This window comes from Frankia sp. AgB1.9 (genome assembly GCF_016786355.1).
Taxonomy (GTDB): domain Bacteria; phylum Actinomycetota; class Actinomycetes; order Frankiales; family Frankiaceae; genus Pseudofrankia.
The window spans coordinates 1-21,444 of sequence record NZ_JADWYX010000145.1; the positions used below are offsets into that span (position 1 = coordinate 1).

Consider the following 21,444-nt stretch of genomic DNA (forward strand, 5'->3'; position numbering starts at 1 on the left):
ACGACTGGATCCTCAATGGTTCGAAGATCTGGACCACGGGGGCCTGGTGGTCGGACTGGGGCCTGTGCCTGGCCCGCACCAACTGGGATGTCCCGAAGCATCGCGGGCTCACAGTCTTCATGCTGCCGATCCAGCAGGCCGGCATCGAGATCTCCCGCATCGAGATGCTCGACGGCAGTCAGGAGTTCTGCCAGGAGTTCCTGACCGACGTCCGGGTGCCGGACAGCGCCCGCGTCGGCGACGTCGACCAGGGCTGGACAGTCGTGACGCGTTGGCTCTTCCACGAGCGCAGCTTCACGTCGTCGCCGCTGACGATCCGCCCGGTGCGAGGCGCCGAGATGGCGCAGGGTGAGTCCGGGGCCAGCCTCCACCATCTGGCGGAGCAGGCCGGCCGGCTCGATGAACCGGGCGTCGCGGAACTGATCGGTGAGGGGCATGCCCTTCGGGTCGCGATGGCCGAGCTCGACCGGCGGCTGCAGGCGACCATCGCGGGGGGCACGGCGTCGGATCAGCTCGCCTCCGTCGGGCGCCTCATGCACGGCGTGGTCGAGCCCCGGCTCCTGACGATCGCCTTCGAGCTCGCCGGCCCGCGTGCCGTGGCGTGGGACGACGAGGAGGAGATGTTCGGCAACCGGGGCACCGGTTACCTGTTGCGCCAGATCTACAGCATCGGTGGGGGTACGACCGAAATGGCGAGAAACGTGGTCAGCGAGCGCGTCCTCGGAATGCCGCGAGAGCGCACGCTTGACCGGGACGTGCCGTTCCGCGACGTACGGCACTCGCCGTCTGCCCGCCGGCGGTCTGACGGCTGATCTGGCGCGTCGGTTTGACTGGAAACATGCGTTGTGTGACGCGAGGCCTGGCCGCAATGAGCATGTCTGCTCCTACCGGACGACATTGGCTGAAATCCTTCTGGTCGCTTCCTGTGCGCGTCCAGATCGTCTGGACTTGCCGTGAGGAGCACCGGGTACATTTGGGTATCCGGAGTCGCGGGACGGCTTCGCCATGATGGGTTGATCGACAGTGGGTTAATCGACATGGTTGCCCGAGGCGCTCTCGCGGTGGAGGGGGCGCATGTTGGGCGTGGCCGGAACGTCGAGACCGGATGGCTGCGATCTGGACACGGTCGCTGCCTCCCCTCGGCGACTGCGGATCGCGGTCTGCTGCGCCGTGCCCCTCGTCGCGCTGGTGACGTTGGCCGCCGGGCTCTCAGGCGGGCGTGCGCAGACCTACGTCATCGGGATGAGCCAGACTCTCGCGCTGACGTTCACGGCGACCGTCGCGGCCTGGTTCGGCAGCCGGGCGCACGGCGCGGGACGCCGATGGCGCCTGTGCCTCGCCACGGGAGCCCTCGTCACGGCGGCGTGCAGCGGCCTCGTCTTCTACCGCACGGCCGCCGGCGCTGACATCGCTGCCTCCGGGCTCTCCGCGGGCATCATGTCCATGGTGGCCACGGTCTTTTTCGTGGGCGCCCTGGTGACTCTTCCGACCGAGCGCTCGGATGCGATCTCCGCGCGGCTGTACGGCGTCGGTCGACCATCGCACCTGGTGCTGGTCCTCGACGGCCTGCTGATCTCGGGGTCCATCTTTCTGCTGCTCTGGTCGACGACGCTGCGGGCCGCGCTGTCCGCGCATGGCTCGCAGCGGGCTGAGGCCGCCAGCTCGATCCTGGAGACGGTCTGCGGCCTGGTCATGCTCTCGGTCGTGTTGATGATCGCCGAGTTTCGTCGCCCGGTTAACCACCGGGCGTTGGCGTTGACCTTCCTCGGCCTGATCGCGTATCAGCTCTCCGATGCCGCGCTGATCTACCACGCGCTCACCGGTCAGGTTGCCTACACGACGCTGGTCACCTTCACCACGATCACAGGATCACTTCTGCTGGCTCTCGCGGTGTGCGTCCCGCACGGTCCCAGCACGGGGCGCGGGCGCTTCGGGCGGCGCGAGCGGGCCAGGATGTGGTCCCAGATCCTGCTGCCGTACGTGCCGTTGACCGCGGTGACGGTGTTGACGGCCGTGCGCGTCATCGAGCAGTACCCGTTCGGGTTCATCGAAATAGGAGTCGGCGTCGGACTGGTGTTCCTCGTGACCGCTCGTCAGCTGGTCACGATCGTGCAGAACGTCCGGCTGCTGACGGCTTTCGATGAGCGCGGGCGGCTGCTGCACCATCAGGCGAACCATGACGCGCTGACGGGCTTGGCCAACCGGAAACTCTTCCTTGAGCGCCTCGCGGTCGCCGGCCGGCGACACGGCGAGCGGATGGCGTTGCTGTTCTGCGATCTCGACGGATTCAAGCGGGTAAACGATGTCTACGGTCACAAGGCAGGCGACGCGGTTCTGCGGGTGACCTCGGCCCGGCTGCTCGGCTGCATCCGCGAGCAGGACGTCGCCGCCCGGCTTGGCGGGGACGAGTTCGCGGTGCTGCTCGGTGACGCCGGCCGCGAGGAGGCTGGCCAGGCGGCCGGGCGGATCGTGGGCGCCATGCGCCGTCCCGTCCATGTCGAGTCGACGGACTACCTCATCGGGATCAGCGTCGGAGTGGCCGTCATGGACACCGACGGGTCGACCGACGTCGAGGCCTTGGTCCACCGAGCGGATGCCGCGATGTACAGGGCGAAGCGCGCGGGCAAGAGCTGCTTCGCCATCGCCGGCGCGGACGTCGCCTGCGCGACCCTGTCCTGACGGGACCCCGCCGTGCCCTCACCGGTCTGGCCGGCACACGGCGCAAGTGCCGCACGCTGATCGTCGTCGGTATCAACCATCTTGACCGATCTTGCGCGAGCATCGTAAAGTAAGTCTTGCGACTTATAACAACGGATGGTCCGACGCCGCCACGACTCGGCGTTTGTCGTCGTCGGGTCGCGGGCTTGGCGGGCCGCAGGCCGGGTCCGCTCGCGGTCGGAGGCCCGGGTGGGCCGTGGGAGGGATCGGGAGAGGCATGAAGGCAGGCAGTCGTCTCCGTGCGTCGAACTCGGCGTGCGAGGTCGTTGTGGTCAGGGCCCCCGCGAGCGAGGAGGGCCTCCTGTGCGCCGGCGTGGAGATGGTGTCCGACGGTGTCGGACCCGCCGGAGATCCGGTGAGCGCCGGCCCGCGGATCGAGCTGGGAAAGCGCTACGTGGACAGGACCGCGGCGCTTGAGGTGTTGTGCACGAAGCCGGGCTTCGGCCCCCTGGCCTTCGGCGGAGAGGAGTTGACCTTGAAGTCGGCCAAGCCTCTCCCGGCGTCCGACTGATATAATTGAGCTTATAAGCTTATTTTTGACTCCGCCGGGCACTTCTGGCTGGGAGCGTCGCTCGCTCGGCTCGAAGCCCGCCTGACATTCGAAAGCTTTCATGCCGCTGGTTTCGGGCCGGCGGCGAGCGAGGGGATCGTCCGCGCGAACAACGGCTTCACGCTGCGTGGATTCTCCGCCGTCCCGTTGACGGGGATTCCCGCGGCTCACACCAGGCGGCCGTCACGTCGTCGACGAGCCGCGGGACATCGAGCGGTGTCACTCGGTCGCGCCGCGTTTACGACTGTCGCGCTTAAATTGTCGCGTTTCCGTCACGCCGGGTGGACGCCGTTGGGTGGTGCCTCGAGACCCGCGGTGAGGAAACGGACGAGGTCCTCGATCAGATCGGGCAGCGGACCGGGCAGCGAGCCTGCCTGCATGGCGCTCTGATACCTGGCCAGCGTGTGTACCGCGCTGGTCATCATGACCACCCAGCGTTCCTGGATGATGTCGTCGGGATAGTCGGGGAGCAGGCGGCGGAGCATCGCGGTGAAGGTGAAGGTCGTGCCGCCGACCGACAGACCCTCGAAACCCACGTAGCCACCGCGCTCAATGACATAGCGCGACAGAAAGGCCAGGTAGTAGTTGTCTCGCTCCAGATGGCAGGCGAACGAGCGCACGAATGCCTTGACCAGGTCGTAGACCCGCGGCGGGCGCCCGCCGGCCATCAGCTCCGCCAGGAGCTCGGCCCGCATATGCTCGCTGGCCTGGGCCCGGTACGCCGTGATCTCGCGGAGCAGGTTCTCCCGGTCCTGGAAGTGATACTGGACGGCGACGTTGTTCTTCTGGCCCGCCGCGACGCCGATGTCGCGTAGCGCCACCGCCGAGATCCCGCGCTCGGCGAACAGCTGCTCCGCCGTCATCAAGATCCGCAGCCGGGTAGCGTCGCCCCGGGAGTTGGGCCGGTCACGACCAGTCGATCTTGGCGATTGCTCTGTCGGTCGCCTGCCGGATGTCACCGCCACGTTCTATAGAGTACCGATCGCCGATTGCGATGGTGAGTACCGCCCCTCACATCGCGCGTCCCGAACCGTTCCGGATTCGCGGGGCGCGCGAAATCTACAGTCCCCGCGACGCCTGGCGGTGGGGGAGATGGATTGTGGCGCGGCGGGCTCGGGCCTTGGAGCGTTAGGCAGCCGTCGCGACTGTGTTGCCGAGATAGTGACGGAGCGTCTCGTTGTGGGCCTCGCTGGCTGGTCCGCTCCAGGCGACCTCCCCGCGAGGCGGCACCACCGGAGGTGACCGTGTGCTCGACCGGGTGTCCGTTGGACGGCTCGCAGGATGACCACGGACCGCGGGACGTCGCCCGTGTGCATCCGGCCGAACGCGGCCTCGACGTCGAGCGGGATCTGCTCGGAGACGAAGGCGTCGAGGTCGAGCCGCCCCTGCAGGTAGACGCCCTTTCCGCGCGCGACCACCCCGCGGACCTCCTGCACGGTCTCTCCTCCTTCAGCTTCCCTCGGCGATGGGCGCCACCGGCCGTTGCCTCAGGGCACCGATTAAGGCGATGTCCGCAATAGTTGTCCAGCGGAACCGCGCTGTCCACCCGCGCGCCCGGGTCGGTCCGCACCCCCTCGGGTAGGCCGCCGGTGGCATCCGTCGGCTGGGTCGAAGGCTGCGCCGAGGCCGTGGCCCTTCTACCTGGCGTGATACCGCAGAAGGAAGCCGGTGGCTCGTCGCCGCGTCCGATCTTGAGGGCTGTCGAGGTGGACCTCGCTGGGTGGCGGGCCCCTGGGGCCTGACTGCCCCGCCGTCGCCCTACAGTCGTCGCTTTTTGAGGCAAGATACTGAATACTGGTGGCGTGGCGCTCGGGGACGAGGGGATACCGGTCGGGCCTCGACGCCTAGGAGGTCGCTGTGCCGAGGTCGGTCGGTGGCGGCGGCCCTGGGCCTTCTGGCACCTGATCGCCGTGCCGGGCCTGGTTCTCCCGGCCGGCGTCCGAGGTGAGCATGTAGTTAAGCCATACGGATTATGATGGCTGCTGCTGGCCTGCGGACGACTCGGCGCAAGGCGGGCGAAGGGCGGCCCATCCGGTCATGATCGGGCGGGTCGACTGATCCATTTGGTGGATCCAGATGAATAATGCAGACAGCTCAAACACGGCAATAGACGCAGGTCAGAGTGTTGACAGAATAGTCGATTTATGATACGAATGACTTATTGCGTAGAGGCTTGGGTGTGCCTCGGTTGGCCGTTTCGGCGATCACCCATTACCCGCACGTGGCAGGCAGGACGGAGACCTGATGGACTACAACGACTACATCCTGGTCAGCGTGGATGATCACATCGTTGAGCCGGCTGACATGTGGGACGGCAGGCTGCCGAAGAAGTTCCAGGACAAGGCGCCGAAGTTCACGAACCGTGCCGACGGCGCGGCGATCTGGATGTACGAGGGTCACGAGGTCGAGACCTGGGCCGTGAACGCGGTCGTCGGCCGGCCGCAGCACGAGTGGGGCTTCGAGCCGCAGTCGCTCGACGAGATGCGCCCCGGCTGCTACGACGTTCACGCGCGCGTCAAGGACATGAGCGCGAACGGCGAGTGGGCGGCGATGAACTTCTCGACGTTCGTCCAGTTCCCTGGCACCTTGTTCGCAGTCTTCGCGCACCGCGACCCCGAGCAGGCGACGGAGATGATCCGGGCCTACAACGACTGGCACATCGAGAGCTGGTGCGCCGCCTACCCGGACCGCTTCATCCCGCTCGCGCTGACGCCGGTGCACGACCCGGACGCGATGATCAAGGAGATCAGGCGGGTGGCGGATCTGGGCTGCCACACGGTCTCCTTCATGGGTGACCCGTATCCGTTCCCGTCGCTGTTCACCGAGCACTGGGACAAGGTCTGGTCGGTCTGCCAGGACCTGGGGACCGTCGTCTCCATGCATCTGGGCGCCGGTGCGAGCGTGCACAACATGGTCGGCGAGGTCGAGGACGCGCCCCCGCTGCCCGCGCCCGACCCGCCCCGTCGCGGCCTCGGCAATGTCAGCATCTCGGTCGAGCGGGGCATGCCGGGCGCGGTGGCGGCCGACCTGCTCAACTCGCACCTGTTCGAGCGTTTCCCACGGCTGAGGATCGCGCTGTCCGAAGGCGGGATCGGCTGGATTCCGTACTTCCTCGAGCAGGCCGACCACCGGTACACACACCACGGACCGTGGACCGGAATGTCGTTCGGTGGCCGGCTGCCGAGCGAGATCTTCAAGGAGCACGTGTTCGGCTGCTTCATCGAGGACCGGGCGGGGATGGAGGCGCGCTCCCTGCTGAACATCGACATGATCGGCTGGGAGAGCGACTACCCGCACTCCGACGGCATCTGGCCGGATGCCCCCGAGCGGCTGGTGCCGGTGTTCGCGGGTGTGCCCGACGACGTCATCAACAAGGTGACCTACCAGAACGCCTGCAAGTTCTTCCAGTTCGACCCGTTCACCCGGCGCAGGCCCGAGCAGTGCACGGTGGGGGCGTTGCGGGCCGAGGTCGCCGACTGGGACGTGACGATCCAGTCCGGGTTCACTCACCGGCAGTCCGACGCGCTGGTGGCCAAGTACATGCACAACCGGATCTCGTCGATGGCGGCCTCGGAGTAACCCTGGCGTGCGTCGCCGGCCGGACGCAGGTGCCCGCCTCCGACCGTTCCTGGTCGGCGGCGGGCGCCTCGGCCTGTCGGGGATCGACATCGGCGCGGGCTCCAACGAAGCGGGTTCGGCAGCGAAGGGCGGCAGGCGCAACGATGAGTGGGGACAAGGGCTTCCGGACCGACAAGGGCTTCCGGAACAAGGTAGCGATCGTCGGCGCGGCGACCGTGAAGTCCGTTCGTCACGCGGACAGCCCGGTCGGAAGCCTGGCGGTCCAGACCGCGGACCTGGCGATCAAGGACGCCGGGCTCACCCGCGACGACATCGACGGCGTCGCCTGTGGCGTGAGCCTTCCGTCCTACGCGACCAAGGACAGGGTCACCAGACCGGGGTTCGACTTCGTCGACAGCGAGTTCCTCATCGAGCAGCTGGACCTGGACCCCGTATGGTCCCTGGACGACGGCTCGTTCCCCCCGGCGCTCGCGCACGCCGTGTTCGCCGTGGCCTCGGGGGCCGCGTCCTGCGTGCTGGTGAACCGGACGCTGCACAACCCGGTGGGTCGCTACAACTCGATGCTGTCGCAGCAGGCCAAAGGCTGGGACCAGTTCACGGCTCCGTACGGGTTCGTGGCCCCGTCGTCCGGTATCGCGATGCCGTTCATGGAGTACCAGCAGCGCTATGGCGCGACCCGCGAGCACATGGCGACCCTGGTCCTGCAGCAGCGCAAGAACGTCCAGCGCATTCCGGACGCCTACTGGCACGGCCGCGAGCTGACCTTTGACGACTACATGTCCAGCCGCATGATCAGCGAGCCGATGTGCCTTTACGACAATGACATCCCGGTCGACGGCGGCGGCTCGTTCGTGGTGACCACGGCCGAGCGGGCCCGGGACCTGCCGCACAAGCCGGTCTACGTCACCTCCTGGGCGAAGATCCGTAATCCCCCGACGTTTCTGCCGGGGACGCTGGGACCGCTGGACGACTTCTACGACCGCGGGTTCGATCTGGCCGGCCGGCTGTGGGCCAACAGCGGTTGGCAGGCGTCGGACGTCGACGTCGTCCAGCTCTATGACGGGTTCACCCCGTTGGTGTGGTTCTGGCTGGAGGTCATGGGTTTCTGCCCGCAGGGGGAGGCCTGGAGCTTCATCCAGGACGGCCGGATCGCCGCGGACGGGCCGTTCCCGCTCAACTCCGGCGGCGGCAACCAGGGCTGGGGCCGAGTCCACGGCGTACCGCACGTCCTGGAGTGCTACCTGCAGCTGTCCGGCCGCGCGGGGGAGCGTCAGTCGGCCAGGGCCGAGACCGCGCTGTCGACCTACGCGACGCCTGCGCACGCGATCGGCGAGGCGTTGCTCTACAGCACGGATCCCGCCTCGTAGCGGCCTCAGCCGGCCCGGCCACCCGCGTGAGAAGGAGCCGAACACAGATGACGGCCACTGGTGCGGGCGGCCACCCGGTTCCCGCCGGAGAACGGGCGAGGTGCTGGCGTTGAGGCTGCGACTGGGCGTGGGTCTTCCGCATTCCCGCGGCCTGCCAGCCGCCGTGGCGGCGGCGGTCGCGGCCGATCAGCTGGGTTACCACAGCGTCTGGGTGCCGGAGGCGTACGGCTCTGACGCGGTGACGGTGCTGGCCTACCTCGCGGCGCGGACCTCGACGATCGGCCTGGCGTCCGCCGTCCTGCAGATGCCGGCCCGGACGCCCGCGAACACGGCGATGACCGCGATGACGCTGGACGAGCTCTCGGGCGGCCGGGCGATCCTCGGCCTGGGCGTCTCCGGCCCACGCGTCGTGGAGGGCTGGCATGGCGTGCCCTATCGCAGGCCGCTCGCGATGACGCGTGAGTACGTCGAGATCGTCCGGCGGGCGATCCGGCGGACGGAACCGCTGACCTTCGACGGCGACCTGTTCCGGATACCCATCGATGAGCGGTCAGAGCCTTTGATGTCGGCGATGCGCCCGCATCGACCCGAGATACCGATCTATCTCGCCGCGAACGGGCCCCGCAACATCGGGCTCGCCGCCGAGATCGCGGACGGCTGGCTGCCGACGCTGTACGCGCCGGAGTACGACGAGACGGTCGCGCAGGCGGTCGAGTCCGGCCTGGCCCGGCGCGATCCGGCCCGGTCCGCGCTGATGGTCGCCTGCGGGGTGCCGACGTTCATCGGTCCCGACGTCCAGCGTTGCCGCGATCTCGCCCGGCCCTACCTCGCGCTCTACATCGGCGGCATGGGCTCCCGCGAGCAGAACTTCTACAAGGACGTCGTCACCCGTTACGGCTACGGCGAGGCGGCGGCGCGGATTCAGGACCTCTACCTGTCGGGACGCGCCGGGGAGGCCGCCGCCGCGGTGCCCGACGACCTCGTCGACATGCTGGCGCTGGTCGGGCCACCGGAGACCATCCGTGAGCGGCTGGCGGTCTGGGAAAGGTCCAGGGTGGACGTTCTGATCATCCGCAGCGTCGACGTGCGGGTGCTGGAGACGGTCCGGGAGCTGGCCGAACAGCTGTGACGACGGGTGGGCCGGAGTGACCGGTGGTTCCGCCCGAGCCGTTCTGGCTGACTCGGGAACTGGCGGAATCGCACCGGTTGTCCAGCCCGCCCGGCGGTGCTTCGTCCCCGGCGAGTGCACGACGGCCACGGGGAGTGAGCGCGGCGGTCCTAGCTGAGGTACCGCGATCCGCCATCGAGCATGATCGTCGCACCCGTCACGAACCTCATGTCATCGCCGACCAGAGCGGCGATGGCGGCGCCGATGTCGTCCTCGGTGTCGCCGATCCGGCGCAGCGGGATGGCGGCGATGGCCTGGTCCATGATGGCGCGGTTGGCCTCGACCATCTCGCGGAGCCGGTCGGTCAGCGCGGACGGCAGGACGACGTTGACCCGGATGTTATCGGGTCCCCATTCGGTGGCGGCGGCCCTGGTCAGCCCGCGGATGGCTTCCTTGGTGATGCTGTAGGACGCGAACCCCGACATGCCCGCGATGGCCGTGGTGGAGCCGAAGTTGACGATCGAGCCGCCGCCGCGGGCCTTGAGATGCGGGTAGCAGGCCTGCATGCAGTGCAGTGTGCCGAGCAGGCCGCTGCGGAAGGGGATCGCGAGGTTCTCCTCGGTGACGTCCAGCACGGACTCGTTGAAGTCGAGCGTCACCTGCGCCTGAGCGTTGTTGACGAGGATGTCGATGCCACCGAACGCGTCGACGGCGGTGCTGACGGCCTTGTCGACGTCGGCGCGGGTGCCGACATCGCCGGGCACGATCTCGATCTCGGCTCCGGCGGCGCGCAGCTCGTTGCCTAAGGCATCGAGCTTCGAGGGTGTACGCCCGGTGACGACCAGCTTGACGCCGCGCCGGGCGAGAACCCGGGCGATCGACAGGCCGACTCCCTGGCCGGCGCCGGTCACGATCGCGACCTTTCCCGTCAGGCTGCCGGGTGCCGCCCCGGTCATGACGCGCTCCGTACGCCGGCGGCGCCCGTCAGTGTCGCTACGACCTGGACGGTCGCCATTTCCTCACTCATCGCGTGCCTCCATCTGATGGATGACGCAGGACTGGACTAGATAAGTCGCAAGCATTAGCTTTTCACGTGCAGCGATGCAGGTACAGGTACTTCGGGCGCCGAAGCATCAAGATCTTCGAGTTCGAGGTTAAGGTGCATCGCTCAGTCATACGTGGACCGGGCACCAGGCGGCCGCGCTCCGCGCGGTAGGTGTCCATGGACGGACAGGAGGCGGGCGACCATGCCAGACCAGGTAGCGATTGTCACCGGAGGAGCCGGGGATGTCGGGCGGGGAGTCTGCCGGGCACTGTCGGCCGCCGGTGTCGCGGTGGCGGCGCTTGATCTCGACGTCTCGAAGGTGGACGGGGCTGAGCTGGCCCTGGAGTGTGACGTGACGGATCACAACGCGTGCGCCCAGGCAGTCGACGCGGTCGCCAGCCAGCTCGGTGGCGTGAGCACCCTGGTGAACATGGCGCAGGCGATGCTCGCGGGGACGCCCTTACTGGACCTCTCCGCGCGGGACATGCGGACCGAGTTCGAGTCAGGGCCCAACGCGACGCTGCGGATGATGCAGCTGTGCTACCCGCACCTGAAGGCTCGCGGCGGCGGCGCGATCATCAACTTCGCGTCGGGGGCGGGCACCTACGGCCTACCCGGGCTGGGGGCCTACGCGGCGGCCAAGGAAGCGATCCGAGGCCTGACGAAGGTGGCGGCCATGGAATGGGGACGCGACAACATCCGGGTCAACGCGATCTGCCCGGTGGCCACGAGCGATCACACGGCGGACTGGGTCTCCCAGGCGGTCGCGGTCAGCCCGATGGGCCGGGTCGGGGATCCCGAGACCGACATCGGCGCGGTCGTGGTGTTCCTCGCCGGCCCCGGTGCCTTCATCAACGGGCGCACGCTGCAGGTGGACGGCGGGTCCGGCGCCTGGCGCTGATGGCGGCGCCTTCCACCGGGAGCGTCAGGACGACTGGCCGGCCAGGGTGGTCCGAGACTCCCAGCAGTCGCTCATCGCAGGTACTCGCCGCCGAACACGTCGAGGAACCCGAGGGTCGCCTCGGCTGAGCCGCGCGGCGTGGAGACGAAGAGCGAGGTGACGCCGATCCTCTCCAGCTCCGCGATCGCCGCGTGATGGCGGTCGGCCTCGACGCCCGGGTCCGTCCCGAGGCTTGGATCCGGATACATCCAGGCGATCTCGACCGGGCCGCGGCCCTGGGCGGCGGCCCGCTCCTGGACCTCGGTGATCAGCCGGGCGAGCGTGCCGGCACCCGCGATCCCGGCCGTGCGGGCGGTCGTGCTCAGCTCCGGGCCGCCGGGCATCGGCATCCAGCCCTGCGCGTGGTCGGCGGCCCGCAGCCTGCTGCGCCTCGCGTTGCCGCCGATCCAGATGGGAATCGGGTTCTGGGTGGGCCGTGGCCGCGCTATCACGTCGCGCGCGTCGAAGTGCCGGCCGTGGAAGCTGAACGGCTCGCCGCGCCAGTGCAGCGGCAGGACCGTAAGCAACTCGTCGAACAGTGCGTTGCGCTCGTCGAAGTCGACACCGAGCGCGTAGAACTCCGACTTCTGGTAGCCAGCGCCCAGGCCGAGCACGAAACGGCCGCCGGACAGCCTGTCCACGGTGGCCGCCGCCTTGGCCAGGAGGAACGGATTCCGGTAGGGCCCGACAGAAAGGTGCGTGAGCAGGAGCAGACGGGTGGTGGCCGCCGCCGCGAAACCGAGCGCCACAAACGGGTCCAGGGTCTGGTGGCCGCCGCCCGCGAGCCATCGGGCGCCGGGAATCGGGTGCTCCGTGAACGACATACCGTCGAAGCCCGCCCGCTCGGCCGCCCGGGCGACCTCGTCCACCGCGCCGGACTCCAACAGGTCGCCGTCGAAGCCGGCGGTCTCCGGATACGCGAAGAAAAACCTCATCCCGCCCCTCCCGAGTGGATCGTGATCAGCTGATCTGGTTTCCAGTGCGGCGTTCGCCCGCGTCCGTCGTCGCCACCCCGTCCGCGCCCAGAGCAGGCGCGGGAAGGCGCGCCGGATCGGTCGGGGTCCGGGAGAGCAGGAGGGGCAGGGCCAGCGCGTCGTAGGTCGGTCCGCCCGGCGGGTGGGCCAAGGTCGCGACGGAACCCCGCTCGCGGACGAGCGGCGAGGCGAGCGCCTCGTCCAGGCCCGCGACCACCGTCAGGCAGCAGTCGTGGGCAGCGCCGAAGTCCGCCCACTCGGCCTTCGAACGTGCCTCGAAAATCGCCAGCATCTCGCTGTGGGTGGCGGAGCCGGGACCGTCATACCGGTGATCGAGCAGATCGGGACGCCCGACCCCATGACACCAGGAAGCCCAGAACTTCTCCTCAAGGGCGCCGAGCGCGATCCAGCCGTCCCGGCACCGATAGACCTGGTAGCAGACCGCGCCGCCACTCCACACCCCCGCGTCGCGCGGCGTCGCGGTTCCCGTCGCGAGAACCCCCGCCACCGTCATCGCCGCGAACGAAAGCGCGCTGTGGGCAATCGAGACGTCGACGTGCTGGCCCCGCCCGGACCGCGCCCGCTCCTGGAGGGCGGCGAGAATCGCGACGGCGCCGAACAGTCCCGAGGCGGAGTCGGCCACCTGCAGGGGTGGATGGTCGGGCCGCTCGCCCGGGCCACCGGTGAACGACAGGAGGCCCATCGCCGCGAGGTAGTTCAGGTCGTGGCCCGCCGCCTGGGACAGCGGGCCGTGCTGTCCCCACCCGGAGATCGAGCAGACGACGACGCCCGGGTTCACCTCGGCCAGCGCCGCATAGCCGATGCCCAGTCGGTCGATCACGCCGGGCCGAAACGACTCGACGACCACGTCCGACTCCGCCACGAGCTTCAGGAATGTCCCGTGGTCCGCGGCCGACTTGAGGTCGAGCACGATCGAGCGCTTGTTGCGGTTGAGCCCGCGGAAACTCGCCGACGACGTGGTCGGCTCCCCGCCTGCGAAATGCGGCGCGCGACTGCGCGCGTAGTCCCCGCCGGGAGGCGCCTCGACCTTGAGGACGTCGGCACCCAGGTCGGCGAGCACCAGCGTGCACAGCCCGCCGGGCAGCAGGCGGGTCAGGTCGAGGACGCGAATGCCGGACAGGGCCGAATCACTGCTCATGGCGTCCATCCGTTTCGGGTGAGACCGGCGCCGAGGTGGCGGCCGCCTACGAACCGCGCGGCTCCCGCGGCCGGAGCCCGTCGAGGAGCAGGTCGACGTAGCGGTCCGCGATCTGCTCCGGCGGCAGCGGGCCGTCCGGCCGAAGCCAGCGGGCGGCGGAGTTGAACGTGCCGAGAATGCCGCGCACGTCGACGCCGTCGACGGGCCGCCACAGGCCGCGCGCGGCCCCCTCGTCGAGCACGTCGCGCCAGATCTGCTCGAACTCGTCGCGGGCGGCGATGACCTCTTTGCGGTGCTCGTCGGAGAGGAAACGCGCTTCATGAATGGCGACCGACCAGCCGTCGCCGTGGGTCAGGTGATGACGCAGCAGCGCCCGCGCCAGAGCGCGGAGCCTGGCGTCGGGTGGGCCGTCGTCGGCCACGATCGGCTCGGTGATCTCCGTTGCCTGCCGCAGTAGCGTCATGCTGATCTCGAACAGCAGGAGTTCCTTGCTGCCGATGTGGTGGTAGAGACCGCCACGTTTGAGGCCCACCGCGTCCGAGATCTCCTGGATGCCGACGCCGTGGTAGCCCTTCTCGACGAAGAGCCTGGTCACCTCGTCAAGGATCCGCTGCCTGAGCGCGGCTGCGCTACGCGGCACGTCGGCCTCCTCTCGCGTTCCGGACTGTTCCGGCCTCTGGCGCCCTGGGCGCCACTGGGCTACCGTACCGCACCATACCGACCGATCGGTACGGTTCAGTCGTTGAGCGGGTTCAGCGGCAGAGCGGTTCAGCGGCAGAGTGGAGGAACGCGGTGCGCGACGCGGTCATCGTCGAGGCGGTACGCAGCCCCCACGGCAAGCGCAACGGCACGCTCGCCGGAGTTCACCCGGTCGATCTGATGGCCGATGTGCTGTCCGCGCTGCTCGCGCGGACGGGCCTGGAGCCGGAACTCGTCGACGACGTGGTCCTCGGCTGCGTGACGCAGCTCGGGGACCAGTCGAGCAATATCGCCCGGTTCGCGGTGCTCGCCGCGGGCTGGCCCGAGCGGATTCCCGGCGTCACGGTCAACCGGGCCTGCGGGTCGAGCCAACAGGCGCTCGACTACGCCGCCTGCGCCGTGCTGGCCGGCCAGGCGGAGATCGTCGTGGCCGGCGGTGTCGAGACGATGAGCCGGGTCCCGCTGGGCGCGGCCCGCGAGATGGGCCTGCCCTACGGCCCCCGCGTGCTCGAACGCTACGACAACTTCTCGTTCAACCAGGGCATCAGCGCGGAGATGATCGCGCAGCGGTGGGGACTCGACCGCCGGCAGCTTGACGAGTATTCGGTCGCCTCCCATGAGAAGGCCGCCGCCGCGACCGACGCCGGAGCCTTCACCGGCCAGATCGTCTCGATCGACACGGGCGGTTCGCGGTTCAGCGTCGACGAAGGCATTCGACGCAACACCTCTGTCGACGCCCTGGCCAGGCTCAAGCCGTCCTTCAGCGCGGACGGCCGCATCCACGCGGGTAACTCCTCGCAGATCTCCGACGGCGCCGCGGCCCTACTGGTGATGACCTCCGAGCGGGCGAAGGAACTCGGCCTGACCCCGATCGCCCGCTACCGCCATGGCGTCGCCGTCGGCGCCGACCCGAAGCTGATGCTCACCGGGCCCATCCCCGCCACCCAGCGGCTGCTCCAGCGCGCCGGGATCGCGCTGTCCGAGGTCGGCGTCTACGAGGTCAACGAGGCCTTCGCGCCGGTGCCGCTGGCCTGGCTGCACGACCTCGACGCCGATCCGAAGCGGCTCAACCCGCTCGGCGGCGCGATCGCGCTGGGCCACCCCCTGGGCGCGTCCGGGGCCAGCCTGATGACGCGGATGGTGCACCACATGCGCGAACACGGCATCCGCTACGGCGTGCAGACCATGTGCGAGGGCGGCGGCACCGCGAACGCGACGCTCGTCGAGCTGGTCGGATGAACCGGGCCGGCGGCAGGACTGGAGGGCCCCGGTGAACCGGACGATCTTCCGGCCCGAGCACGAGGCGTTCCGGGAGATGGTGCGCGCCTTCGTCGCGAAGGACGTCGTGCCGGTGTACCCGGAGTGGGAGGCGGCCGGCGTCCCGCCGAAGGAGGTGTTCCGCCGGCTCGGCGAGCTCGGGATCATGGGCATGAACATGCCCGAGGAATGGGGCGGCGGCGGCCAGGGGGACTACGTCTACAACGTGGTGCTCCAGGAGGAGACCGCGCGGGCCGGGGTGACCATCGGTCCCCTGCGCACCCATCTCGACGTGATCCTTCCCTACTTCCGCCGGTACTGCGACGCGGCGCAGCGGGACCGCTGGTTCCCGGGGATCTCGTCCGGTGAGCTGATGACGGCGATCGCGTTGACCGAGCCCGACACCGGATCGGATCTCGCCGCGGTGCGCACCGCCGCGAGGCGCGAGGGCGACCACTATGTGCTGAACGGCGCGAAGACCTACATCACCGGGGGCTCGCTCGCCGATCTCGTCATCGTGCTGTGCAGAACGTCGACCGACCCAGCCAACCGGCGCAACGGCCTCACGCTGCTCGTGGTCGAGGACGGCATGCCGGGGTTCGTGAAGGGCCGCAAGCTCAAGAAGATCGGGCTGAAGGCCCAGGACACCGTCGAACTGTCGTTCACCGACGTCGTCGTGCCGGTCGCGAACCGGCTCGGCGAGGCGGATCAGGCGTTCGGCTATCTCGGCGCCAACCTCCCGCAGGAACGGCTCGCCATCGCGGTCGGCTCCGTAGCGCAGTCCAGGGCGGCACTCGACCTGACGGTCGAGTACGTGACGAGCCGGCACATCTTCGGCCGGCCGGTCAGCGGCTTCCAGAACACGAAGTTCGAGCTGGCGGCCATGTCGACGGAGATCGAGGCCGGCCAGGCGTTTCTCGACCGCGGGATCGAGCAGCTCGTCGCGGGCTCCCTCTCACCCGCCGACGCCGCGCGGGTGAAGCTCTTCTGCACCGAGCTGCAGGGCCGCGTCGTCGACCGCTGCCTGCAGCTGTTCGGCGGCTTCGGCTACATCACCGAGTCGCCCATCGCCCGGCTGTACGCGGACGCGCGGGTCACGCGGATCTACGGCGGCACCAGCGAGGTCATGAAATCCATCATCAGCAAATCCCTCGGTCTCTCCTGACACGAGCCGGCAGAAAAGCGAGCGAGTATGCGGATCGACGGCCTTTCGGCTCTGGTGACCGGCGGGGCCTCGGGCCTCGGGCTGGCCACGGCGAAACACCTGCTGGAGCGGGGCGCCTTCGTGACCATCGTCGACCTGCCGACGAGTGACGGCGAGGCGGTGGCGAAGGATCTCGGCGCCCGGGCGCGGTTCGCGCCGGCGGACGTCACCGCCGAGGCGGAGATCTCGGCGGCGATCGCGCTCGCGCAGGAGGCCGGGCCGCTTCGCGCGCTGGTCCACTGTGCCGGGCGTGGCGGCGACCGTACCCGCATCCTCGACAAGGAGCACCGGCCCGGGGCGCTGGAGAGCTTCGAGCAGGTGATCAGGGTGAACCTGGTCGGAACCTACAACGTGCTGCGTCTGGCGGCCGCGGCCATGAGCCACAACGAGGTCGTCGACGGTGACCGCGGCGCCTGCGTCCTGACCGCGTCGGTCGCCGCGTTCGACGGGCAGATCGGCCAGACCTCGTACACCGCGTCGAAGGCCGCGGTCCACGGCCTGACCCTCGTCGCGGCGCGCGACCTGGCGAGCTGGCAGATCCGGGTCAACACCATCGCGCCCGGCACCTTCGACACGCCGATGCTCGCCCGCCTGCGCGACGACATCCGCGACGGCCTCGCCGCGTCCGTCCCCCACCCCAAGCGGCTCGGGCTGCCGGCCGACTACGCCCACCTGGCGGTGAGCCTGCTGGAGAACTCCTACCTCAACGGCGAGACCGTGCGTCTCGACGGGGCGATCCGGATGGCGCCCCGGTGACCGTGCCAGCCGAACCGGAGGTCCGGGTCGAGCGCGCCGACCGGGTGCTGGTCATGACGATCAACCGGCCGGCCCAGAAGAACGCGATGACGCGGGCCGCCGGCGAGATCGTCGCGGCCGCGCTCGACGAGCTGGATACGGACTCCTCGCTGTCGGTCGGCATCCTCACCGGCGCCGGCGGCACGTTCTGCGCTGGCATGGACCTCAAACGCTTCGCGGCCGGGGAGCTTGCGTCGGTGCCGGGCCGCGGGTTCGGCGGACTTACCGAACGCCCACCGGTGAAGCCGCTGATCGCGGCGGTGGAGGGCCACGCGGTGGCCGGCGGCTTCGAGCTGGTACTCGCCTGTGACCTCGTGGTCGCGGCGAGAGGCGCGCGCTTCGGGCTCCCGGAGGTCAAGCGCGGACTCGTGGCCCGTGGCGGCGGCCTGTTCCGGCTGCCCCGGAGCGTTCCGAAGGCACTGGCGGCCGAGCTCATCTTCACCGGCGACGTCCTCACGGCCGAGCGAGCGGCGGCTCTCGGCCTGGTCAACCGGCTCGTCGACGACACGCGGGCCCTCCCGGAGGCCCTCGCGCTCGCCCGCCAGGTGGCGGCCGGCGCCCCGCTCGCCCTCGCCGCCTCCAAGCGGATCCTCGCCGAGTCGGCCGACTGGCCCGAGGCGGAGGCGTTCGCGCGGCAGGCGTCGATCACCGACCCGGTGTTCGCGTCCGAGGACGCCCGTGAGGGAGCGCTGGCCTTCGCCGAGAAAAGGCCCCCGGTGTGGCGTGGCCGCTGACGGCCCGGCGGCAGAAGCATTCAACAGCGGCGGGGGCGTAGAGAAAGCAGGTCACCCATGTACGCACTGAGGTTCGACATGCGCGCGCCCGCGGGCTTCACACCGGCGCCGACGCTGTACCGCGCCGCGCTCGAGATGGCCGAGTGGGCCGACAGCCACGGTGGCCTGGCCATCACGATCTGTGAGCATCATGCCTCGCCTGACGGGTACCTGCCCGCGCCACTCCTGATGGCGGCCGCGGTGGCCGCGCGGACCAAGCGCATCCCGATTCGGGTGGGCGCCGTGATCGCCTCGCTGCGCCAACCGGTGCAGCTCGCGGAGGAGATGGCTGTCCTCGACATCCTGAGCGAGAGACGGGCCTCGTTCGTGTTGGCGCTCGGGTACCGGCAGGTTGAGTTCGATCTCTATGGCATCCCGTTCGCGGAGCGGGTCCGCCGGTTCGAGGCGGCCATCGAGACCATCCAGGCCGCGTTCCGGGGAGAGGCGCTTCCCGGCGTCGATCCGTCCGTGCGCGCGACGCCGGCCCCCGAGACCCCGGGAGGCCCGCTCGTCACCCTGGGCGGTAGTTCCCGGGCGGCGGTCCGGCGCGCGGCGCGTTACGGGCTGGGCATGATCACCGAAAAGCCGGGCCTGGAGGACGCCTACCGCGCCGCCTGCGCGGAGCGTGGCATCGAGCCCGGTCCGTTCTTCGAGGCGCCGCGGCACGCGGTGACGGTCGCCTTCGTCGCCCCCGACCCGGATGCGGCGTGGGAACGCCTGGGCCCGCACCTGCTGCACGACGCCCAGACCTACGCCCGGTGGAACGCCGACGCCGGCAAGACCGGCCTCGACGCGATCATCGCGGCGGACGACGCCGACGGTCTCCGAAAGGCTGGGCATCCGTATCGCGTCTTCACACCCGACGAGGCGGTCGAGCACATCCGAACGGTCGGCCCCCTCTCGCTGGCGCCACTGTGCGGGGGAGCGCCGCCGGAACTCGGCTGGTCGACGCTGCACGCGATCGTCGAGGACGTCGTTCCCCGAGTGCAGGCGGCGGCGAAGGAGCCGGCCTGAGAATCGGCGGCGTGGCCGCGCTCGCGACCGGCGCGGCCTCGGGCCTGGGCGCCGGGCGGTAGGTGAATCAGCCCCCTACGACCTCGGTGAACGAGCCTGAGTCGGCTCCCTGATGCGTCGGCGGGCCCTGGTCCGTAGGCGCGCCCCGGCTTGTCCGCAGTGGGACCTCCTTGAGGAAGAGCGCGAGGAGCAGCGCGACCACACCCATCGGGACGACAGCCCAGAAGACCGGGTGCAGGGCGTCGTCGAAGGCATGGACGAAGTGCTCGTAGACCGACGGGGACGTCGCCTTGAGCCGTCCGAGCTGGGCCGGGGTCACGTGCGCCGCGTCGATGCCCCGCGGGCTGTCGGCATTGCCGAGCGTCGTGCCGAGGCGGTGGGCGAAGATCCCGCCGAAGATGGCGATGCCGACGGCCCCGCCCATGGAACGGAAGAAGGCCATGCTGGCGGTCGCGGCCCCGATATCGCCATGGGGAACGGAGTTCTGGACCGTGAGGACGTACACCACGGTGGCGAGGCCGACTCCGGCCCCGAACAGCACCATGCCAATCGCGGTATGCCAGTAGGGCGCGTCGAGGCGGGTGCCGAAGAGCGCGACCGTGCCGGAACCCGCGATGAGCAGCACGGCGCCGGCGATGGGGTAGGAGCGGTAGCGGCCCGTGCGGGCCACCCGACGTCCAGCCCAGATCGTGCACACCAGCATGGTGGTGACGATGGGCGCCGTCTCGAATCCCGACAACGTGGGGGATATCCGCTGCACCGTCTGCAGGAACAGCGGGATGAACGTGATCAGGCCGAGCATCGCCATCGTGATCACCGCGGTGCCCAGAATGGAGATGTCGAAGACGCTGCTGCGGAACAGGCGCAGCGGAAGCACCGGCTCGGGCACCCGCGTCTCGACCGCGACGAAGGCTGCCGCGAGCACGACCGTCGCCGTCAGGAGGCCGACGATCACCGGTGAGGTCCAGGCGTACTCGCTGCCACCCCAGGTCAGCAGGAGGATGAGCGAGGCCGCCGCCGCCCCCAGCAGCGCGGTTCCCGCCCAGTCGACGCGTTGTCGCCTCCGCGCGGTGGAGGCCGGCAGGACGAGGGCGATGACAATGACGGTGAAGACGCCTACCGGCAGATTGATGTAGAAGACCCAGCGCCAGCTGAGCCGGTCGGTGAACAGGCCACCCACCAAGGGTCCCAGTACCGAGGCGAGCGCGTAGACCGACCCCATCAGGCCGCTGTAGCGGCCCCGTTCCGCGGGCGGGATGATGTCGGCGATGATGGCCTGCGGGCCAACCGCGAGCCCACCTGCACCTAATCCCTGCAAGGCGCGGAAAAGGATGAGCTCGGGCATGTTCTGGGCGGCGCCGCACAGCAGCGAGCCGACGACGAAAATCCCGATGGCCGCGTGGAACAGCTTCTTGCGGCCGTAGAGATCACCTAACTTCCCGTAGAGCGGCGCCGAAACCGTCGACGCCAGAAGATAGGCGGTCACGATCCACGAAAGGTGGTTCAGGCCGCCCACGTCGCCGACGATCGTCGGGAGCGCGGTCGTGACGACGGTCTGGTCGAGTGAGGCCAACAGAACGCTCAGCATCAGTCCGACGAAGATCAACCGAAGCTGGCGCGGGCTTACCGTAATCTGGCTGGGCGCGGTGGACACAGGTCTCGGCTCTCAGCTCAGGCGTCGGCCGCAGACCAGGCTCGGCTTCAGCGGCACGAAGCTGCGGCCGTCGTTGGCCGTGCGCACGAAGTCGAAGCAGGTGTTGAGCTGGCCGACGTTCGTCGCGAAGTCGACCGGGCCGGGCAGCAGACCACCGCCGTCATAGTCGTGCACGGCGCGCAGGTTCTGGATGAACGCGGCGCGGGTCGGGCAGCTCCCCGCCAGCTGGAGGCCCCGGATGAACATGTCCGCCGCCAGCCAGCCGTTGACCGCGCTCTGCTGGGCCGGCGGTTGGATCTGGGGCGAGTAGCGGTTCATGGCGGCGAGGAAGGTCCGGTGTGCCGGGGTGTCCAGCTCGAACGGCACGAAGTCCACGAAGGTTGTCATCCCGGCGAGCAGCGGGCCCAGCCGGGCGAGCAGGACCGGGTCGTAGCTGCCGGGCGCGAGGACGACCTTCAGCGGAACATCGGCGGCCCGAAGCGCCGGAAGCAGTTTCGCCAGGATATCCGGGGTGACGCCGCCGGTGATGGTGTCGGCGTGGGCGTTCTTGATCTGGCCGACGAGCCGGGTGAAGTCGGTGATGTTGGGGGTCACCTGCGCGCGCAGGA

The 21,444-nt window shown here is 69.5% G+C and carries 19 protein-coding genes and 1 pseudogene; 12 read left to right on the plus strand and 8 right to left on the minus strand.

Translation table 11 applies throughout. From position 1 onward, the window contains the following. From I6A60_RS36000 to I6A60_RS36010, 3 genes are all read left to right on the plus strand, one after another. Positions 1 to 812: acyl-CoA dehydrogenase family protein (locus I6A60_RS36000; protein WP_203055814.1), on the plus strand; the 812-nt coding region annotated here is incomplete at its 5' end. 262 nt (positions 813 to 1,074) lie between these two features. Beyond that, complete coding sequence (locus tag I6A60_RS36005; RefSeq protein WP_203015329.1) at positions 1,075 to 2,679, plus strand: GGDEF domain-containing protein; 1,605 nt, start codon at positions 1,075 to 1,077, stop codon at positions 2,677 to 2,679. Between the two features lie 256 nt (positions 2,680 to 2,935). After that, positions 2,936 to 3,229, plus strand: a complete 294-nt coding sequence (locus I6A60_RS36010; protein ID WP_203015330.1) for a hypothetical protein — start codon at positions 2,936 to 2,938, stop codon at positions 3,227 to 3,229. Between the two features lie 311 nt (positions 3,230 to 3,540). Here I6A60_RS36010 and I6A60_RS36015 read toward each other — a convergent pair whose 3' ends face one another. Both I6A60_RS36015 and I6A60_RS42355 read right to left on the minus strand, forming a co-directional pair. After that, positions 3,541 to 4,131, minus strand: coding sequence for a TetR family transcriptional regulator (locus I6A60_RS36015; RefSeq protein WP_238436964.1), 591 nt, complete (start codon positions 4,129 to 4,131; stop codon positions 3,541 to 3,543). Between the two features lie 417 nt (positions 4,132 to 4,548). Beyond that, positions 4,549 to 4,665, minus strand: a pseudogene (locus tag I6A60_RS42355) (S-(hydroxymethyl)mycothiol dehydrogenase); the annotation flags it as partial. 847 nt (positions 4,666 to 5,512) lie between these two features. Here I6A60_RS42355 and I6A60_RS36020 point away from each other — a divergent pair. From I6A60_RS36020 to I6A60_RS36030, 3 genes are all read left to right on the plus strand, one after another. Continuing rightward, entirely contained in the window at positions 5,513 to 6,847 is a 1,335-nt protein-coding gene (locus I6A60_RS36020; protein WP_203015331.1) for an amidohydrolase family protein, read from the plus strand. Positions 6,848 to 6,990: 143 nt separating this feature from the next. Continuing rightward, positions 6,991 to 8,214: a thiolase family protein gene (locus I6A60_RS36025; protein ID WP_203015332.1), complete on the plus strand. Its 1,224-nt coding sequence runs from the start codon at positions 6,991 to 6,993 to the stop codon at positions 8,212 to 8,214. Between the two features lie 109 nt (positions 8,215 to 8,323). Further along, positions 8,324 to 9,343, plus strand: coding sequence for an LLM class F420-dependent oxidoreductase (locus I6A60_RS36030; RefSeq protein WP_203015333.1), 1,020 nt, complete (start codon positions 8,324 to 8,326; stop codon positions 9,341 to 9,343). Positions 9,344 to 9,492: 149 nt separating this feature from the next. Here I6A60_RS36030 and I6A60_RS36035 read toward each other — a convergent pair whose 3' ends face one another. Continuing rightward, the gene (locus I6A60_RS36035; RefSeq protein ID WP_203015334.1) at positions 9,493 to 10,278 is read right to left on the minus strand and encodes an SDR family NAD(P)-dependent oxidoreductase; all 786 of its coding nucleotides are present in this window, start codon (positions 10,276 to 10,278) and stop codon (positions 9,493 to 9,495) included. A 291-nt stretch (positions 10,279 to 10,569) separates the two neighbouring features. Between I6A60_RS36035 and I6A60_RS36040 the strand changes: the two genes are divergently transcribed. Continuing rightward, on the plus strand, positions 10,570 to 11,268 hold the full coding sequence (locus tag I6A60_RS36040; protein ID WP_203015335.1) for an SDR family NAD(P)-dependent oxidoreductase: 699 nt from the start codon (positions 10,570 to 10,572) through the stop codon (positions 11,266 to 11,268). A 71-nt stretch (positions 11,269 to 11,339) separates the two neighbouring features. On the opposite strand, the gene I6A60_RS36045 is transcribed toward I6A60_RS36040, so the two are convergent. The 3 genes from I6A60_RS36045 to I6A60_RS36055 are packed head-to-tail and all read right to left on the minus strand — an operon-like array spanning position 11,340 to position 14,080. Further along, entirely contained in the window at positions 11,340 to 12,242 is a 903-nt protein-coding gene (locus I6A60_RS36045) for an LLM class F420-dependent oxidoreductase (protein ID WP_203015336.1), read from the minus strand. Positions 12,243 to 12,267: 25 nt separating this feature from the next. Continuing rightward, complete coding sequence (locus I6A60_RS36050) at positions 12,268 to 13,440, minus strand: CaiB/BaiF CoA-transferase family protein (protein WP_203015337.1); 1,173 nt, start codon at positions 13,438 to 13,440, stop codon at positions 12,268 to 12,270. A gap of 46 nt (positions 13,441 to 13,486) precedes the next feature. Further along, positions 13,487 to 14,080 (minus strand): TetR/AcrR family transcriptional regulator, encoded by a 594-nt coding sequence (locus tag I6A60_RS36055; protein ID WP_203015338.1) that lies wholly within the window; start codon positions 14,078 to 14,080, stop codon positions 13,487 to 13,489. Between the two features lie 152 nt (positions 14,081 to 14,232). Between I6A60_RS36055 and I6A60_RS36060 the strand changes: the two genes are divergently transcribed. Genes I6A60_RS36060 through I6A60_RS36080 form a run of 5 tightly spaced genes read left to right on the plus strand, consistent with a single transcriptional unit; the run spans position 14,233 to position 19,182 of the window. After that, a complete protein-coding gene (locus I6A60_RS36060; RefSeq protein WP_203015339.1) occupies positions 14,233 to 15,378 on the plus strand; it encodes a thiolase family protein in 1,146 nt (381 codons plus the stop codon). Positions 15,379 to 15,409: 31 nt separating this feature from the next. After that, positions 15,410 to 16,561, plus strand: a complete 1,152-nt coding sequence (locus I6A60_RS36065) for an acyl-CoA dehydrogenase family protein (RefSeq protein WP_203015340.1) — start codon at positions 15,410 to 15,412, stop codon at positions 16,559 to 16,561. Between the two features lie 27 nt (positions 16,562 to 16,588). Continuing rightward, positions 16,589 to 17,356 (plus strand): SDR family NAD(P)-dependent oxidoreductase, encoded by a 768-nt coding sequence (locus I6A60_RS36070; protein ID WP_203015341.1) that lies wholly within the window; start codon positions 16,589 to 16,591, stop codon positions 17,354 to 17,356. Then, positions 17,353 to 18,129, plus strand: a complete 777-nt coding sequence (locus tag I6A60_RS36075) for a crotonase/enoyl-CoA hydratase family protein (RefSeq protein ID WP_203015342.1) — start codon at positions 17,353 to 17,355, stop codon at positions 18,127 to 18,129. The genes I6A60_RS36070 and I6A60_RS36075 overlap by 4 nt, the downstream gene beginning before the upstream one ends. Before the next feature lie 57 nt (positions 18,130 to 18,186). Then, positions 18,187 to 19,182 carry an LLM class flavin-dependent oxidoreductase gene (locus I6A60_RS36080; RefSeq protein WP_203015343.1) on the plus strand — a complete coding sequence of 332 codons (996 nt, stop codon included), beginning with the start codon at positions 18,187 to 18,189 and terminating at the stop codon, positions 19,180 to 19,182. Positions 19,183 to 19,249: 67 nt separating this feature from the next. Here the strand turns inward: I6A60_RS36080 and I6A60_RS36085 are convergent, their stop codons facing one another. Beyond that, positions 19,250 to 20,836 carry an MDR family MFS transporter gene (locus tag I6A60_RS36085; protein ID WP_307874038.1) on the minus strand — a complete coding sequence of 529 codons (1,587 nt, stop codon included), beginning with the start codon at positions 20,834 to 20,836 and terminating at the stop codon, positions 19,250 to 19,252. Between the two features lie 12 nt (positions 20,837 to 20,848). Then, positions 20,849 to 21,444, minus strand: a 596-nt coding sequence (locus tag I6A60_RS36090) for an ABC transporter substrate-binding protein (RefSeq protein WP_203055815.1), incomplete at its 5' end; no start/stop codon positions are given.